This window comes from Shewanella chilikensis (assembly GCF_002836945.1).
GTDB lineage: Bacteria > Pseudomonadota > Gammaproteobacteria > Enterobacterales > Shewanellaceae > Shewanella > Shewanella chilikensis.
The window spans coordinates 33,503-49,022 of sequence record NZ_NIJM01000030.1; the positions used below are offsets into that span (position 1 = coordinate 33,503).

General features: G+C 50.5%; 15 protein-coding genes. 5 read left to right on the plus strand and 10 right to left on the minus strand.

Annotation, left to right across the window (positions count from 1 at the left end):
• Nucleotides 1–43: 43 nt before the first annotated feature.
• The 9 genes from etrA to ccoN form a co-directional block, all read right to left on the minus strand.
• The gene (etrA, locus tag CX651_RS12610; RefSeq protein ID WP_025010389.1) at nt 44–796 is read right to left on the minus strand and encodes an electron transport transcriptional regulator EtrA; all 753 of its coding nucleotides are present in this window, start codon (nt 794–796) and stop codon (nt 44–46) included.
• A 55-nt stretch (nt 797–851) separates the two neighbouring features.
• The gene (locus CX651_RS12615; protein WP_101056337.1) at nt 852–1,544 is read right to left on the minus strand and encodes a sulfite exporter TauE/SafE family protein; all 693 of its coding nucleotides are present in this window, start codon (nt 1,542–1,544) and stop codon (nt 852–854) included.
• Entirely contained in the window at nt 1,534–1,761 is a 228-nt protein-coding gene (gene ccoS / locus CX651_RS12620; protein WP_101056338.1) for a cbb3-type cytochrome oxidase assembly protein CcoS, read from the minus strand. The genes CX651_RS12615 and ccoS overlap by 11 nt, the downstream gene beginning before the upstream one ends.
• The gene (locus tag CX651_RS12625; RefSeq protein ID WP_101056339.1) at nt 1,758–4,154 is read right to left on the minus strand and encodes a heavy metal translocating P-type ATPase; all 2,397 of its coding nucleotides are present in this window, start codon (nt 4,152–4,154) and stop codon (nt 1,758–1,760) included. The genes ccoS and CX651_RS12625 overlap by 4 nt, the downstream gene beginning before the upstream one ends.
• Before the next feature lie 8 nt (nt 4,155–4,162).
• Entirely contained in the window at nt 4,163–4,642 is a 480-nt protein-coding gene (locus CX651_RS12630) for a FixH family protein (RefSeq protein WP_101056340.1), read from the minus strand.
• A gap of 104 nt (nt 4,643–4,746) precedes the next feature.
• Nucleotides 4,747–5,727, minus strand: coding sequence for a cytochrome-c oxidase, cbb3-type subunit III (ccoP, locus tag CX651_RS12635; protein WP_101056347.1), 981 nt, complete (start codon nt 5,725–5,727; stop codon nt 4,747–4,749).
• 5 nt (nt 5,728–5,732) lie between these two features.
• Nucleotides 5,733–5,909 carry a CcoQ/FixQ family Cbb3-type cytochrome c oxidase assembly chaperone gene (locus CX651_RS12640; RefSeq protein ID WP_039032950.1) on the minus strand — a complete coding sequence of 59 codons (177 nt, stop codon included), beginning with the start codon at nt 5,907–5,909 and terminating at the stop codon, nt 5,733–5,735.
• A 10-nt stretch (nt 5,910–5,919) separates the two neighbouring features.
• Nucleotides 5,920–6,525 (minus strand): cytochrome-c oxidase, cbb3-type subunit II, encoded by a 606-nt coding sequence (gene ccoO / locus CX651_RS12645; protein WP_025010382.1) that lies wholly within the window; start codon nt 6,523–6,525, stop codon nt 5,920–5,922.
• A 12-nt stretch (nt 6,526–6,537) separates the two neighbouring features.
• Nucleotides 6,538–7,974: a cytochrome-c oxidase, cbb3-type subunit I gene (gene ccoN / locus CX651_RS12650; RefSeq protein WP_028779894.1), complete on the minus strand. Its 1,437-nt coding sequence runs from the start codon at nt 7,972–7,974 to the stop codon at nt 6,538–6,540.
• 265 nt (nt 7,975–8,239) lie between these two features.
• Between ccoN and CX651_RS12655 the strand changes: the two genes are divergently transcribed.
• The gene (locus CX651_RS12655; protein WP_101056341.1) at nt 8,240–8,701 is read left to right on the plus strand and encodes a hypothetical protein; all 462 of its coding nucleotides are present in this window, start codon (nt 8,240–8,242) and stop codon (nt 8,699–8,701) included.
• Between the two features lie 36 nt (nt 8,702–8,737).
• On the opposite strand, the gene CX651_RS12660 is transcribed toward CX651_RS12655, so the two are convergent.
• Nucleotides 8,738–10,315, minus strand: a complete 1,578-nt coding sequence (locus CX651_RS12660; protein WP_101056342.1) for a DUF3369 domain-containing protein — start codon at nt 10,313–10,315, stop codon at nt 8,738–8,740.
• A 506-nt stretch (nt 10,316–10,821) separates the two neighbouring features.
• Between CX651_RS12660 and CX651_RS12670 the strand changes: the two genes are divergently transcribed.
• From CX651_RS12670 to CX651_RS12685, 4 genes are all read left to right on the plus strand, one after another.
• Nucleotides 10,822–12,099, plus strand: coding sequence for a tyrosine-type recombinase/integrase (locus CX651_RS12670; protein ID WP_101056343.1), 1,278 nt, complete (start codon nt 10,822–10,824; stop codon nt 12,097–12,099).
• 956 nt (nt 12,100–13,055) lie between these two features.
• Nucleotides 13,056–13,313: a hypothetical protein gene (locus tag CX651_RS12675; protein WP_101056344.1), complete on the plus strand. Its 258-nt coding sequence runs from the start codon at nt 13,056–13,058 to the stop codon at nt 13,311–13,313.
• Complete coding sequence (locus CX651_RS12680) at nt 13,310–13,597, plus strand: hypothetical protein (RefSeq protein WP_028779881.1); 288 nt, start codon at nt 13,310–13,312, stop codon at nt 13,595–13,597. The genes CX651_RS12675 and CX651_RS12680 overlap by 4 nt, the downstream gene beginning before the upstream one ends.
• Nucleotides 13,598–15,235 (plus strand): PepSY-associated TM helix domain-containing protein, encoded by a 1,638-nt coding sequence (locus CX651_RS12685; protein WP_101056345.1) that lies wholly within the window; start codon nt 13,598–13,600, stop codon nt 15,233–15,235. It abuts the gene before it with no gap.
• Nucleotides 15,236–15,520 lie beyond the last annotated feature (285 nt).

Below are 15,520 nucleotides of genomic sequence, written 5' to 3' on the forward strand. Positions count from 1 at the left end.
GCTGTGATTTGTATTGCTTGAGATCAATATATTGAATCGCTTGCTATCTTGCTATCCGGGCAGCTCCAGCCAACCTGTCGAGCTCTTCCAGATCCAGTATAGTGATATATTTGCCTTTCACTTCAATTAGTCCGGCCTTTTGGAACCGTCCCAACAAACGACTGATGGTTTCCACTGTGAGACCGAGATAGTTGCCTATATCACCGCGGGTCATGGTGAGGCGAAATTCTCTGGGAGAGAAGCCGCGGCTACCGAATCGGGCCGCAAGGTTACTGATGAAAGCGGCCAGGCGTTCCTCGGCATTCTTTTTGCTTAGCAGCAGGATCATCCCTTGGTCACTCATTATTTCATTACTCATCAGGCGCATGATCTGCTGCCTGAGTTTGGGCATGGTGCCTGAGAGTTCGTCCAAAGTATTGAAGGGGATTTCACAGACCATAGAGGTTTCCAGGGCCTGGGCAAAACTCTGGTGTGATTGGGCATGGATACCGTCAAAGCCTATGACATCACCGGCCAGATGGAAGCCGGTGATCTGCTCATCACCCTGTTCTGTGATGGTATAGCTTTTAATCGTTCCGGATCGAATAGCATATAGAGACTTTAGTGGATCTCCGGACTTGAACAGCTGTTCACCCTTCTGAATGGGTTTCTTGCGTTCGATAATATTGTCAAGCTGATCCAACTCATTGGTGTTGAGCGTAAAGGGAATACACAAGGTCCCCATGCTGCAATCATGACAATGAATGGTACAGCCCCCGGCAGCAGGGCGACGATGCTTGTTGTTGTCTATTGTCATAGTCTTTCTCAAGTAAAGCGACTCTTCCCATGTTAAACCAATTCACTGACCCCGGCTAGTCGAGCTGAGCCAGAGCAATATAGAGTGTTTGGATCCCGAATCCAACCAAGAGTAAACCGGCAATCAAGCGTACGGCGCGCTTTTGAGCCCAGTCGGCCAGCGCCTTGGCGGCAACACCGGCGCTGAGCAGGGCAGGTAATGTTCCCAAACCGAAACAAAGCATAATAAGCGCGCCCTGGCTGGCGCTGCCACTGGCTACGGCCCAAGTAAGAGTACTGTATACCAGGCCACAAGGTAGCCAGCCCCATACCATACCAGCCAATAAAGCCTGCCCGGGGTGAGTCACGGGTAACACTTTTTGGGACAATGGTTTAAGTAAACGCCACAATCCCTGACCCAGGCGCTCAATCTGCACCAGCCCTACCCAAATGCGGGCAATATAAAGACCCATGGCGATCATCATCACACCGGCAATGAGCCTGAGCACCAAGAGATAAATATCAATATCAAACAGCATGCCAAGCCCGGCGGCAGAACCGCCCACCAAAGCACCGGCCAAGCTGTAACTGAGAATACGGCCAAGATTATAGGGAAGCAGAAACGAGAGTTGTTGCGCCAGCGGATTCTGGCCTCGACGGGCGGCGGGAAGCTGGCTGGAAAAGGCGCCCACCAAACCACCGCACATACCAAAGCAGTGCCCGGCTCCCATCAGCCCCACCAAAAAGGCGCCGGTGAGGTTATATTCCATTGCCTCTATCCTGAGGAGCTTGAGTGACTTGAGCTTCAGCCGTTTGAGTCTGTTCCTGTTGAGTCTTGCTGTTCGTTGGTTCCTCATCAAACAGAATCGACACACTGTGGCGCTCGAGATCATCAAATTGATCCGATTTTACCGCCCAGAAGAACACACCAACAGCAATCAGCACAAACAACATGGCAATGGGGATTAGTACGTAGATAATACTCATAAGCGGACCCTGAGAAGTCTGAGGCTGTTGCTGACAACGATCAGCGAACTGGCCGACATGCCGATGGCGGCGATATATGGTGCAACATGACCAGTTACGGCCAGAGGCAGTATAAGAAGGTTATATCCCAAAGCCCAGGCAAGATTTTGGCGAATGATACGATTGGCTTTGCGAGCAACCGCTATGGCTTGGGTAAAACGCCATAGATGGTCGCCAAGCAGAATCAGATCGGCACTGTTTTTCGCCAGCGCCGTGCCACTGCCCATGGCGATAGAGAGATCGGCGCCGGCAAGCACAGGGGCATCATTGATGCCATCGCCGAACATGGCCACCTTATGTTGTTGTTGCAAACGGCGTACATAGTCGAGTTTGGCTGCCGGGCTCATGTCTGCGTGCACTTCAGCTATGCCCACTTGCCGAGCAAGGGACTCGACATGGGGCCGGGTATCACCACTGGCAATCGCCAGACGGATATTGTTTGCCTTGAGCGCATCCACAGTATCTTTGGCGTCTTCTCTGAGCCTATCTTGCAAAATAAAACTGGCCACCAAGCCTTGCTCATCGGCGAGGAACACCTGTTGCTGCTCGCTCGGGGCAAGCTCGATTCCGACAAACTCGGCGTTGCCTATCTTAAAATCACGGCCATTGATCTTACCACTAATGCCGCGAGCCACCTGATGATGCACGTCTTCCGCTGCAAGTGCGCCGCCATAAGGGCTAAAAGCCAGGGCTATTGGATGCAATGAACCTGCTTCGAGCGCTGCCGCCAATTGTTGTACCTGCAACTCGCTATACTCAGCCTCACGGCCTTTGGTGATGCTGGTCTCCAACAAGGTCAGATTGCCACAGGTCAGGGTGCCTGTCTTGTCAAAGACGACAGCATCAATTTGCGGCAACTTTTCAAACACTCCCGCTTTACGGGTAATCACCCCCAGGCGAGTAAACAGCGCAGTGGCGCAGGTCACTGCCGTCGGGGTTGCCAAGGCCAGCGCGCATGGGCAGGTAGCTACCAATACAGACAGGGTGACCCAGAAAGCATCTTCGGGGGAGAACTGGTGCCACACCAGATAAGTGATAGCCGCTATGCTGAGTATGGTGCCGGTGAAATAACGCGACAGCTTATCGGCCGTCATAGCGACAGCGGGTTTGTTATTGGAGGCCAGCTCCTGCAAGCGGATGATTTCTGCCACCAGTTGATCCTGGCCTATGGCGTTCACCCGTACTTTCAGTGGTTGATCCTGGTTGATGGTACCGGCATAAACCTGGTCTCCAGGCTGTTTGCTCTGCGGCATCTGCTCGCCGGTAAGCATGGCCTCGTTGACCGCAGAATGGCCGTGCTCAACCGAGCCGTCGGCGGGGATCACTTCCCCCGGCCTTACCAGCACCAAGTCGTCTATTTGCAGGCGTTTGGCGGGGATCTCTTCGTTGCTGCCATCATCCACAATACGTTGGGCGGTCAAGGGCACCAACTTATGCAGGTTACTCGAACTGACCGAGGCTTTCTGTCGTGCCGCCTGTTCAAAATAGCGCCCAAGCAACAGGAAGAAGGTGAACATGGACACAGACTCGAAATAGACTTCGCCTGTGCCTTGTATTGTCGCAATACAGCTGGCGATATAAGCGCCGCAGATGGCGATGGAGACAGACACATCCATATTGAGCCTGCCTGCGAGCAAGGCCCGCAGGGCACTGAAATAGAAAGGCTGCGCCGAATAGAACACCACAGGTGCGGCAAACATCATGCTCACCCAGCGGAAATAGTCGCGATATTCCACCTCAAGCCCGGTAAAGTAACCGGCGTACAGCGCCAGGGCGAACATCATCACCTGCATGGTAGCAAAGCCCGCCAAGCCAAGCCTCAGCAGAAACTTACGGCTGTTCTTTTTACTCTGAACTTCCTGATCATCTAACTGATACGGCGCCGCCTGATAACCGATACGGCCGATTTGATTAAGTATTTCAGACAGTTTGATGTCGGCTGGACGCCAACTTATCAAGGCCCTTTGAGTGGTGGAGTTAACCTGCACCGAATCTATGCCGGGCAACTGTTTGACTTTATGCTCGATGAGCCAGGCGCAGGCGGCACAGGTAATGCCGTCAATCGATAGCGAGACTGAGGTTTGATTGCCCTGATCGTGCACAAAATCCTGTTGCACTTCGGGAAGATCGTAGGCACTGAAGGTCTTGAGCTCGTCCGGCACCAGAGCGTTTTGCCTGCTGCCGGGTTCGGAGCGAAATTTATAGTAATTGGTCAGTCCGGCATCCATGATGGCCTGAGCCACTGCCTGACAGCCAAGACAACACATGGGCTGAGCCTGACCATCAATCACTGTACTGAACTGCATACCCGTGGTCACGGGCTCCCCACAATGAAAACAGACTGTATGTGTCATGACAGCACTCAATTGAGCCAGTAGGTTTTATCCGCTTCTATCTGCAGTCTTTGCTGCAAACGCCATTTACGGTCAAATCCTTCGATTCGCACAACCCAGGCGCCATCAAGCGACTCACTGGGGATATAGCGATAGACCTTGGAGGCATCAGCCGTCAGCATTTGGGTAAAATCCTTTTCTGCCAGAGTAGGGTGGTAAAACTCCAGATTCATTGCCGCCAGATATTCCGGGCCGCCGTGTTGGGTTATCAGGAGTTCACCATTATGCCATTCAAGAGAAAACTGCATCCCCAGTTGACGGGCATATTGAATTTTGTGGATGTCCTGGTTAATTGCCTTGCCGTTTTTATAGTAGTCGTCGGCAACCAGGGAATCGGAGTTGGTGAGGGCAATACGCAAAGTGGCAAAACTGGCTATAACGGCGCACATGGGCAAAACGATAAGAAACCAAGGCCAGAACTGCTTATACCAGGCTTGTGGAGCGCTCATACTGTTTACCTACTATTCTATTTGGGCGGCTATTCTATCGCGAAAGCGGTTTTTTAAAAACAAAGGCCCCGAAATTATCGAGGCCTTTGAAAAGTCAAGCGAACTTACTTCTCTGCCTGATGTGACAAGCTGTATACGTAAGCGGCGATAACGTGAACTTTCTCTTCACCGAGAACGTCTTTCCAAGGTGGCATAACGCCACTGCGGCCGTTCTTGATGGATTCCATTATCACGCCACGGCTGCCGCCGTAGAGCCAGACATTGTCGGTCAGGTTAGGGGCACCCATCAGCTTGTTGCCTTTGGCGTCCATACCGTGACAGGCAAAACAGCCCTTCATGAATGAACCCTGGCCTTTGGCAGCCAAAGCCGCGTCGTGTTCACGACCGGACAGGCTAATCACATATTCGGCCAAACCTTCAATCTCGCTGTCATCGATAGGCAGACCACCTTTAGGTGGCATCATACCGTGACGACCGTTCATTATGGTGGTCTTGATGGTTTCCAACTCGCCGCCGTACAACCAGTCACCGTCGGTCAGGTTGGGGAAGCCTTTGCCACCGCGACCAGCCGAGCCGTGACACTGGGCACAGTTCTGCAGGAACAGACGGCCACCTACTTTGAGAGCTTCTTCGTTCTTAACCAGCTCGGCCAATGGCGTTGCTTTATAGGCTTCAAAGATAGGGCCGTACTTCTCATCGGCAAGCTTCACTTCCTGATCGTACTGTACCCAACGGCCTTCTTCTGTTGCGTCGGCAATCGCCTTGGCAGAGTCGGCCTTGATGCCTTGCTCTGTACCTATGCTCTGGTTGGAACTACTCCAGCCGAGCAGGCCTTTGTAGTTACCCAGGCCAGGGTAGAGTACCAGGTAGAGCAGACCAAAGACGATGGTGATATAAAAGAGATAGCTCCACCACTTAGGCAGTGGGTTGTTGATCTCCTGAATACCATCATAGCTGTGGTCCATCAGGTCGCCTTCTTTAATCTCCGGCGTGGTGTTTTTGGAGCAGAGCCGTAGCAGAATAAAACATCCTGCGATCACCAGTAAGCTGAGTACGGTGATCCAGATACTCCAGAAGTTACTCATTAACATTATTTGTGTTCTCCTGAGTCCTTCGCATTCTGGTGTTGTTCCTCATCGGAAAACACCAGATTAGCTGCTTCGTCGAATTGCTTTTGACGACGCGAGCTATATGCCCAAGCAAATATCCCGACAAAAACCAGGATCAAAACCAGCGTTATAATCCCTTGTATAGTGCCGTAGTCCATATTTGCCTCCTTATTTCAGTGCGTGTCCCAGCGACTGCAGATAAGCGATCAGCGCCTGCAGTTCTGTCTTGCCTTCAACGGCTTTTTGGGCGCCTTCGATATCTTTATCTTCGTATGGCACACCAAAACCACGCATCACTTCCATTTTCTTGGCTGTGTATTCACCTGTAAGGGTGTTTTCAGCAAGCCAAGGGAAGGCAGGCATGTTGGACTGAGGAACAACGGCACGGGGATCGATCAGGTGAACTTCATGCCATTTGTCACTGTAACGACCACCCACACGGGCCAAGTCGGGACCTGTACGCTTGGAACCCCACAGGAAGGGGTGATCCCAAACAGATTCACCGGCAACCGAATAGTGACCGTAACGTTCGGTTTCAGCGCGCAGCGGACGGATCATCTGACTGTGACAGTTGTTACATCCTTCACGGATATAGATATCACGGCCTTCCAGCTGCAGGGCTGTGTAAGGCTTGAGACCGGCTACCGGCTCAGTGGTATCTTTTTGGAAGATAAGCGGCGTGATCTGCACCAGGCCACCAATACTGATGGCTATCACAGTGAAGATACCCAGCAGACCGACGTTCTTCTCAACTATTTCATGATTGAATTTCATCGTTACTGCTCCTTATGCGGCTTTGGCTTCTGCGATGGCAGGCAGAGAGTCTTTAGGGGCATAAACAGTGCGCAGCACGTTGTAAGCCATGATCAGCATACCCGTTACGAAGAAACAACCACCCAGGAAGCGGACGAAGTAGAACGGATAAGAGGCTTCCAGACTTTCAACAAAGCTGTAAGTCAGGGTGCCGTCTGCGTTCACTGCGCGCCACATCAGACCTTGCATTACACCGGAGATCCACATGGCAACGATATAAAGTACGGTACCGATAGTCGCCAGCCAGAAGTGCAGGTTCACCAGCTTGGTTGAGTACATGCGGCCATGACCAAACAACACAGGGATCAGGTGGTACAGAGAACCGATAGACACCATGGCAACCCAGCCAAGTGCACCAGAGTGAACGTGACCAATGGTCCAGTCGGTGTAGTGAGACAGAGCATTTACTGTCTTGATGGCCATCATAGGACCTTCGAAGGTAGACATACCGTAGAAGGACAGAGATACCACCAGGAAGCGCAGAACCGGATCGGTACGCAGTTTATGCCAGGCACCGGACAGAGTCATGATACCGTTGATCATTCCGCCCCAAGAAGGTGCGAACAGGATCAATGACATCACCATACCCAGAGACTGAGTCCAGTCGGGCAGGGCGGTGTAATGCAGATGGTGAGGACCGGCCCAGATATACAGGGCGATCAGTGCCCAGAAGTGGACAATCGACAGACGATAAGAGTAAACGGGACGCCCGGCCTGTTTGGGAACGAAGTAATACATCATTCCGAGGAAACCGGCTGTCAGCAGGAAGCCTACCGCGTTATGACCGTACCACCATTGCACCATGGCATCGACGGCACCGCTATACAGTGAGTAAGACTTCCACAGGCTGACAGGAACAGCCATGGAGTTCACTATGTGCAGTACGGCTACTGTGATAATAAAGGCGCCAAAGAACCAGTTAGCCACATAGATGTGGGAAGTGGTTCGTTTGATAATGGTACCGAAGAACACGGTCGCATAAGCGATCCAGACCACGGCGATGGCGATATCAATAGGCCATTCCAGTTCGGCATATTCTTTACTGCTGGTAATACCCAGCGGCAGAGTGATTACGGCCGAGAGAATGATGGCTTGCCATCCCCAGAAAGTGAATGCAGCCAATTTGGGTGCAAACAGACGGGTCTGACAGGTGCGTTGAACGACATAATAGGATGTGGCGAAAAGGGCTGATGTGCCGAACGCAAAGATCACAGCATTGGTATGTAACGGTCTTAAACGACTGAAAGTTAACCAAGGAGTCTCAAAGTTCAGCTGTGGCCAGATTAACTGAGCCGCGATAAGTACACCTAATGACATACCAATAATGCCCCACAAAACTGTGGTTAAGGCAAATTGGCGGACAACGGTGTAATTGTAATCAGCGCCTGTTGGCTGGGAATGGTTCATCATATTGCTTCCACTGCTTATTACTTTTACTTGTTGTTCAGTAAAGGACTGGCCTTTACCTGTTATAAAATGACTCGAGTGAAGGCGTCCCCTATGAGAGTCACACTCTTGTGTCAATGGCTTGACCTGCATATTTGGAATAAAACGTCAGGCGATGCAATGATACTTGAGCTACATCAAAAAAGATACCAATCTGCCAGACACATTGTTGATCCAGATCAAACTTGACCATAGAATGTTAACACCTTGCAGCATAAGGTGAAATTTTATGCACAGTGCGACTCTTTCCAAGTTATTTTGCGCCGTTTTCAGCTTGTTTGCGCTTCTTGGGTGTGACCAGGCTAAAGTTCCCAACGTAACCCAATCTGTCAGCGATCCCAGTTTGTGTGATTTTTCCGTGTCTGCTTGTGTTAAGAAATTGGGCGAGCAGCAGATCTCTCTGATGTTAAACCCAGAATATGCCCCCAGCGAAAAGCCTATTCACTGGCAGCTTGGCTTTGATCGCCCGGTGTCCAATCTCAAACTTCGTGTAGAAGGCAGAGATATGTTTATGGGCGTCATTCCCATGACGCCATCTGCCACCGAAGGGGAAACATTTGAGGGCCAGCTGATTTTTGGCTCCTGCAGCAGTGGTTATATGGTATGGCGGGTGTTTGTCAGTTGGCAGCAAGGTACAGAACAGTACTCCACTTGGTTCGACTTTCTTGCTGACCGTCACAAGCAAGAGTAATAAGAATCACCTTATTGACGCGCCATTGGCAATAACTCAAGATCCCGCGTCATCACGCCAGCTGTTTTTGATTTTGATGAAAACATCTATGTTATCGATAAACAGCTTTAAAAAGTCCGGATCAAAATGGTTGCCGCTGCAGGATTGCATCTCACTCAGCACCTCATCGAGCGGCCAGGCCGGCTTATAACATCTGGCATGGGATAGGGCATCGAACACATCGGCAATGGCAACGATTCTGGCAAAAGGGTGGATCTCTTCACCCGATAGGCCTCTGGGATAGCCACTACCATCGTATTTCTCATGGTGTTGCAGGGCGATGGTGCCGGCGGCCTTTAAAATGGGCCGCTCAGAATTGGCCAGGATCTGATGGCCGATTATCGGGTGCTGGCGCATCACATCCCACTCAATATTGTCCAGTTTTCCCGGTTTGAGCAGCACATTATCGGGAATGGCAATTTTTCCTATGTCATGCATAGGTGCAGCGCGCTTGAGCAAATCGGCTTCAGTCTCCGGCAAACCGGCAAGTAGTGCCAGTGCGTGGCAATATTCTGCCATACGTTTTACATGATTGGCCGCTTCCTTGGAGCGGCTTTCCACCACATCGCCAAGACGTAGAATCAGCTCCGACTGAGTATCTTCCACCTCCTGGTTAAGCAACAGGTTTTCAAACGCCACCCCGACGTTGATGGCAAAAATATCGATAAGCTGTTTATCCAGATCGGTCAACTGGCTGACAGAATCCATATAAAGCAGGTTGACCCAGTTATTCTTGGCCGGAAAGTAGCCCACAAAGCAGTCATCACGATAGAGACAGCGCTGCTCTTTCAGAGCTTCTTCCATCAGTGAGCGGATCTCTGCAGGCAAGGGCTTTTCGTGGTGGTTGGTAAACTCGCCCGTGGCGGCAATGATTTGAATTTTTTTGTTTTCACCGGGCTCAGTCACTGCATCCATAGCGTTACAACCGAGTATGGTTGTGGTGTCTTTTAACTCCAACAAGTTGGCGACCTGAGTCAGCAAGCCATCAGCAAACTTGTGCAGAGTGCGGAGTTCAAACAGACCGGAGGTGGCTTCCAATACTCGTTCCAAACCACGACGATGACTAAGCTGCATCTGCCGCGCTTGCTCAATTTCGGTAATGTCCCTGAAAGAGCGCAGGGCAGAGTAAACACTGGTTGTCAGTTTGCGGGAGTCCAGTTCGGCCTTGGCTTTATAGTCATTGATATCATAGTTGACTACCACATCGTCTTCAGGTGCCTGTCCTGGTTGGCCGGTCCGCAAAATCAGCCTGATGGCTTTGTTGTTTTGCCTTTCACGGATCCAACGTACCAACTCAAGCCCGGCATGATCGCTTTCCATCACCACATCAATAAAGGCGACGGCGACATCCTCTTCGCCTTGCAGTATCTCTTTGGCTTGTTCGCCACTATAGGCGTTGATAAAGCTCAAACCTCGGCCATCCAGCTTAAAGCGGGAGAGGGCAAGTTTAGTCACTGTGTGCACATCAGGCTCATCATCCACCACAAGTATTTTCCAAGGGGGCAGATTATCTGTGGGGGCTGAAGCTGTCTTAGAGGCAAATAACGGGCCTTTCTTGGCCGTGTCAATCCGCATCGGTCTGACTCCAATCATTTGAATAGTTTTGATTTACCAATCAAAAGTGTAGTCCAAGCATCGAGAAGGGCTAGCAATAGTTCACAAAATTAGCTGATGGTGGGATAGGGGGATTTTCAGTAGAGTCAGGATCCACTATATTGAGAATTATTCTCATTATCAGAGGTAAAAGAATGAAAGCCAACAGCAGAACAATACCGTATAAAACTGATCAGGAGGTCTGCATGGCGATACCCGTCGGCAAACTGGCTGAGTTGATCCACAAGGGTGAGTTATGTGCGGCGGATTTTCGTTGTCTCGACAGTCAATCCAAAAAGCAGGTTTGGCAATTGTGCCTTTGGTGCTGTAAGCAAAGAGTCCATTGCGATCGCCAGTGCAGTCAATGTGAAACAGAGGTTAGTGCCGATAAATAACATTATCGGCATCAGTCAAAAAAGGGTAAAATCTATAATAATCATTGCTATAGAATAGGCTTTACCTTGGAAGACAATCAGCCATTAAGAGCCATGCCACTGTTTGACCGCGCAGACTTGCTTTTGCAGGGTAACCCTGTGGTCAACAGCTATATTACCCAATTAAGCCTAGGTAAAGTGGCCGATGCGGGTCTCTTGCTTGAGCATGCAACCGATTGGCTCTATGAACAAAGAGACTGTGAGAACAACTACAAGGCTTATCGCAGCGAGTTGACGACCTTTTTTCACTGGTGTTTCGATGTTGCAGGTATATCTGCCGCCAATATGGGCCGACGGGAAATGGGTCGTTACGTGGCTTATTGCCAGGCGCCACCGACAGAATTAGTGGGTTATTTCAATGTAGCGCAATTTAAGACGGATAAGCTCAGTCAAAGCCGGGAGCCCAATCCCAACTGGCGGCCGTTTATTGGTCGCAAGGCGCTCGGCAAACCTTTGCCTTACAGCCTGAGTGATAATGCTTTAAAGACAAAAATTGCAATACTTTCATCATTTTATACTTATCTTATGAGCGAAGAATATTGTGAGCGCAATCCGGCGCAACTCTGGCTCAATCACAGTCGCTTTGCCAATAAGAGTAAGTTCAGGGTGGATCCTGCCGAAGAGCAACTCAAGGTGTTCAGTGAGCTGCAATGGTCTTATCTTGTGACTTGTGTACAGCGCCTGGCAGAAGCCGAGCCGGCACAACATCAACGCAGTCTGTTCTTGATTAACCTGATGTACGGCTGTTATCTGCGGATCTCGGAAATTGCCGCTCGTGCCGGTTATGCGCCAACCATGAGTCAATTCAAGCGCCATAATCACAGCGGTATCTGGTATTTTCATATTCCCAGGAGTAAAGGCGGCAAGGCCAGAAACGTAGCCGTATCCAAGGCGTTATTGCAATCACTGCAAAGTTATCGGCGCCATTTGGGGCTGAGCGATTATCCCGAAACCAATGAAACTACGCCGCTGTTTATACGGCATCGAGCCGCCGGCCGTGGTCGGGAAAGTGGCGAGCTCAATGCCAACCTCGGCATACGTCAATTGCGGGATGAAATTCAGTTTTTGATCAACTGCGCCGCCGACGATGCCGAGAAAGATGGCTTTATCCGTGAAGCCAATGAAATGCGGCAGCTCACTGCGCACAGCATCCGCCACACAGGGATCACCCATGACATCAATCTCAATGGCCGACCTTTATCCCATGTGCAGGCCGACGCCGGTCATGAAAGCATAGACACAACATCACAGTACCTGCACACCAGCCAAGAGGAAAGACACCAGAGTGCATCCGCCAAGCCACTGGATAGACTTCAGGGAATTGAGAGTTAATCCAAGAATATTGCTTAGAGGTTTAAGGTGGCTCAGGGAGGAAATCGCCTTAAACCCAAGGATTACCGGTAATAACCCTCAGATTTCAAACAGCTACACATATAAATGCGCACAATGTATATTATGTTAAATTTGTTCCGAGTGAATCTATCTACATACCCTTTCTGCTTTCCCTGTTTGCCCCACAAATCCATGCACCCGCATCATGGAGCTGTTTCATGTAAAACATGCTCGGCAAGAATGTCCTGAATTGAGTTAAGTCCACTCTCGTTGTGTTGACTCGGGTTTTGCTTCAACTTTTGAGACTAATTTTTCGCATTGCTTTGATTGTAACTACACTCGGTTGTTACTGACAGTCATCAAGACTAGTTGATTGCCCAGCGGGTTGGCTAATGGTTTCCCGCCATAGCTTATGGGTTTTCCGATAATCTTGCTGCACCGCAATTGTCTCTACATCTTTTAGATGGCTGATCTGAAACAACCAGAAACTCGGACGCTTTACTCTATTTAACATAGTCATCCAGAGGTTAAGTTTCCATTTGCCCGTCAAATAGATCCGGTAATCGCAGTGACTTCAACAATGTCTTGAACAGTGAACGACATTCCTGAGATTTTGTGCTTTCCATACTAGGTTTTCCTTTGGTTATGTTCCCAGAAAAGGCTTGCAGCATCTTTTAAAAAACAGCCGTCAATCAAAAATGAAGTGCCTTCTCCACATAGCTGTTTAACTTTCTTGCCGAGATCATAAGGGCTGCATCCCCGGTTTTATTTCCTCAGGGTTTATGTGGAGTAACACATAAACTCCTCATCGATTTGAATAGGGTTAATCTATGATATCAGTAACTTGTATTTAAGTTGGCCCTAATTGTAAATGGGAATAAATATCATTTAATAGGGCTGATACTTGTGCTATGTTGCGATTCTTTATCAAACCAATTCTTCGGACATCGCAACTCATGTGGTACCTCCTGTTGATCCTGACGATGGCCCTGGGTTCGCTGCTTATCTATTTGGGCAGTAAACATCAGGTATTGCTTGCCAAATCTTTGCCCTGGCAGGCCAAACTGCTGGGCACTTTATTAATGCTGCTGACTCTGCTCGGTTGGGGGTTACTGTTGACGGCCTCAGCCGCGCTGTTTTTTTGGCTAATGCTGCTTTCCATGCTGCTGGGCTCCCTGCCCTTCATTTCCCTGCTCAAGGGAGACAACGAATGACAACCATTAAAAAAGATAAAATCCGTCCTGACTGGCTGGGAAAAACCCTTGCCGGCGCCTTGCTGGGCTTTGCCCTGGCAGTGGCACTCAGTGGTATCTTTGCCTGGGTGGGACCTGGTGGAATAGATGCCAAAGATAAGGTGCAATTCAATATGTGGCTGATAGCGCCACTCTGGCTTTCATTCTTCAGCTTCAGCTATTTGTTCTACAGTGCCCGCCGCGCCATTTTCTGGCTAATGGCGGCCAACGTGCTTGCATGGCTGCTGCTATGGTGGGTTAAGTAAATGCAGATCCGCAGCGATATTCTCAGAATTTATCAAACACTTCATACCTGGGTGGGCATACTCGCCGGGATTTTACTGTTTATCGGTTTTTATGCCGGCGCCCTGACCATGTTCAAGGAAGAGATTGCCGCCTGGTCATCACCACCGCAAACCATTTTGCCACAGGTGAAACTGGAACAGATGGACCAACTACTCAGCGAAGCCAGAGCGCAACACCCTGAGTTAAGTAAGGGCTTCAGCCTTCATCTTGCCAGCGACAAGCATTCGCCTTTGAGTTGGTACGCCTCCGGCAGTGAGCGGCAATGGGGTCTGGGCGATGAGCTTTGGCATGCTGGTTTAAACCATCAAGGTGAGCTCATCTCCCATAAGGAACCCAAGAGCCAACTGGCACGCTTGATAGACGAGCTGCACCGCACCGGCGGTATTCCCGGTGATATGGGACACGAGCAGCTCGGTGCTTATTTTATGGGGGTTGCCGGCATTCTCTATTTTCTGGCATTGGTTTCCGGGGTGATCTTCCTGCTGCCAACTCTGGTGAAAACGCTGTTTGCCTTAAGGCGCAAGAAAGGGCCCAATCGTTTTTGGCTCGACAGCCACAATTTGCTTGGCATCACCGCCCTGCCATTTCATATCATTATCAGTTTGACCGTGGTGGTGTTTGTCTTTCACGATCAATTGTACGGCGCCTTGGGGCAGTTTGTTTATGGCGATAAGCCGATGTTCAACCGCGAAGCGCCCAAGGGCGAAGTGCGCTCACTGAGCACCCTGCCCCCGGTAACAGAACTGGTTGCTCGGGCCGAAAGCTTCGCGCCCGGTTATCAGGCACTCAGTTTGACCTATGTGGGCATGGATACTCCGGCTCCCATGGTCCGGATGGCCATGTATAACGAAGAAGCGTTGATGCGCGGCCCGATAGGAGACTTTCTTTATATCAACCCCTACACCCTTGAGGTGGGCAACAGCACCTTTACTCCGGGGGAAGAAGGCGTTTGGGGCCGGATGGTTTCGGTATTCTTTGGACTGCACTTTGGCTCCTACGGCGGCTATCCCGGTCGCTGGCTTTATTTTTTCCTCGGAATGAGTGGTGCCATGCTGTTTTACAGCGGTAATCTGCTCTGGCTGGAAAAGCGCCGCAGTAAACAGCGCAAGGGGGAGCCCATTCCAGAGCAACCAAGAAGAGTCAGGCTCCTTGGAGCCGCTACTGTAGGAATTTGCTTGGGTTCAATGTTAGGCGTTGCGCTGGCCATGTTGCTGGGTAAATGGGGATATGCTCATGTAGAAAATATCAATCATCTGTATCTGTGGAGCTACTACGCCAGTTTCCTTATCGCCCTGGCTTATGCTTTCTGGCGTGGTGCTGCCAGAGCCGCGGTAACACTGCAAGCGCTATCGGCGCTGGTCTGTCTGGCAATGCCGCTGACATCCATCCTGGCGTTGTTGGCCCCCGGTCTTGAAATTTGGGCACCGGAGACCCCAGGCACCTGGGCGGTGGATCTTACCGCATTCGGTTTTGCCGCCATCTTTGCCTTTGGCGCGCTCAAAACCTTTAAACGAGCGACCCAGGGTCCGGCTGACAGTATCTGGGCCATACCACAAAAACAGCCTATTGCTGCGCTGCAAACCAGTATTCAGTCTTAAGCTGTTATTTGAATCATTCCATAACCAAGCCCCGCGAGCGGGGCTCTTTGAATTTGGCAAAGGAGCAGGGATTTGAACCCTGCATAACGGCGCTATAAACCCGGCAATCCGCTAACCGCCTATACCAGGCTAATCGCTATCATCAAAACCGAGATACGAAAAAGCCCGCCTGTTTGCACAAGCGGGCCTCTCTGAATATGGCAAAGGAGCAGGGATTTGAACCCTGCATAACGGCGCTATAAACCCAGCAATCCGCTAACCGCCTATACCAGGCTAATCGCTATC

What these genes read in the sequence shown, in the direction of transcription:
- CX651_RS12660 (WP_101056342.1), bottom strand. Translation starts at nt 10,315, where the DNA reads ATGCGGATTGACACGGCCAAGAAAGGCCCGTTATTTGCCTCTAAGACA.
- CX651_RS12625 (WP_101056339.1), bottom strand. Translation starts at nt 4,154, where the DNA reads ATGACACATACAGTCTGTTTTCATTGTGGGGAGCCCGTGACCACGGGT.
- ccoS (WP_101056338.1), bottom strand. Translation starts at nt 1,761, where the DNA reads ATGAGTATTATCTACGTACTAATCCCCATTGCCATGTTGTTTGTGCTG.
- CX651_RS12615 (WP_101056337.1), bottom strand. Translation starts at nt 1,544, where the DNA reads ATGGAATATAACCTCACCGGCGCCTTTTTGGTGGGGCTGATGGGAGCC.
- CX651_RS12675 (WP_101056344.1), top strand. Translation starts at nt 13,056, where the DNA reads ATGTGGTACCTCCTGTTGATCCTGACGATGGCCCTGGGTTCGCTGCTT.
- ccoN (WP_028779894.1), bottom strand. Translation starts at nt 7,974, where the DNA reads ATGATGAACCATTCCCAGCCAACAGGCGCTGATTACAATTACACCGTT.
- CX651_RS12630 (WP_101056340.1), bottom strand. Translation starts at nt 4,642, where the DNA reads ATGAGCGCTCCACAAGCCTGGTATAAGCAGTTCTGGCCTTGGTTTCTT.
- CX651_RS12655 (WP_101056341.1), top strand. Translation starts at nt 8,240, where the DNA reads ATGCACAGTGCGACTCTTTCCAAGTTATTTTGCGCCGTTTTCAGCTTG.
- ccoO (WP_025010382.1), bottom strand. Translation starts at nt 6,525, where the DNA reads ATGAAATTCAATCATGAAATAGTTGAGAAGAACGTCGGTCTGCTGGGT.
- CX651_RS12685 (WP_101056345.1), top strand. Translation starts at nt 13,598, where the DNA reads ATGCAGATCCGCAGCGATATTCTCAGAATTTATCAAACACTTCATACC.
- ccoP (WP_101056347.1), bottom strand. Translation starts at nt 5,727, where the DNA reads ATGAGTAACTTCTGGAGTATCTGGATCACCGTACTCAGCTTACTGGTG.
- CX651_RS12670 (WP_101056343.1), top strand. Translation starts at nt 10,822, where the DNA reads ATGCCACTGTTTGACCGCGCAGACTTGCTTTTGCAGGGTAACCCTGTG.
- CX651_RS12680 (WP_028779881.1), top strand. Translation starts at nt 13,310, where the DNA reads ATGACAACCATTAAAAAAGATAAAATCCGTCCTGACTGGCTGGGAAAA.
- CX651_RS12640 (WP_039032950.1), bottom strand. Translation starts at nt 5,909, where the DNA reads ATGGACTACGGCACTATACAAGGGATTATAACGCTGGTTTTGATCCTG.
- etrA (WP_025010389.1), bottom strand. Translation starts at nt 796, where the DNA reads ATGACAATAGACAACAACAAGCATCGTCGCCCTGCTGCCGGGGGCTGT.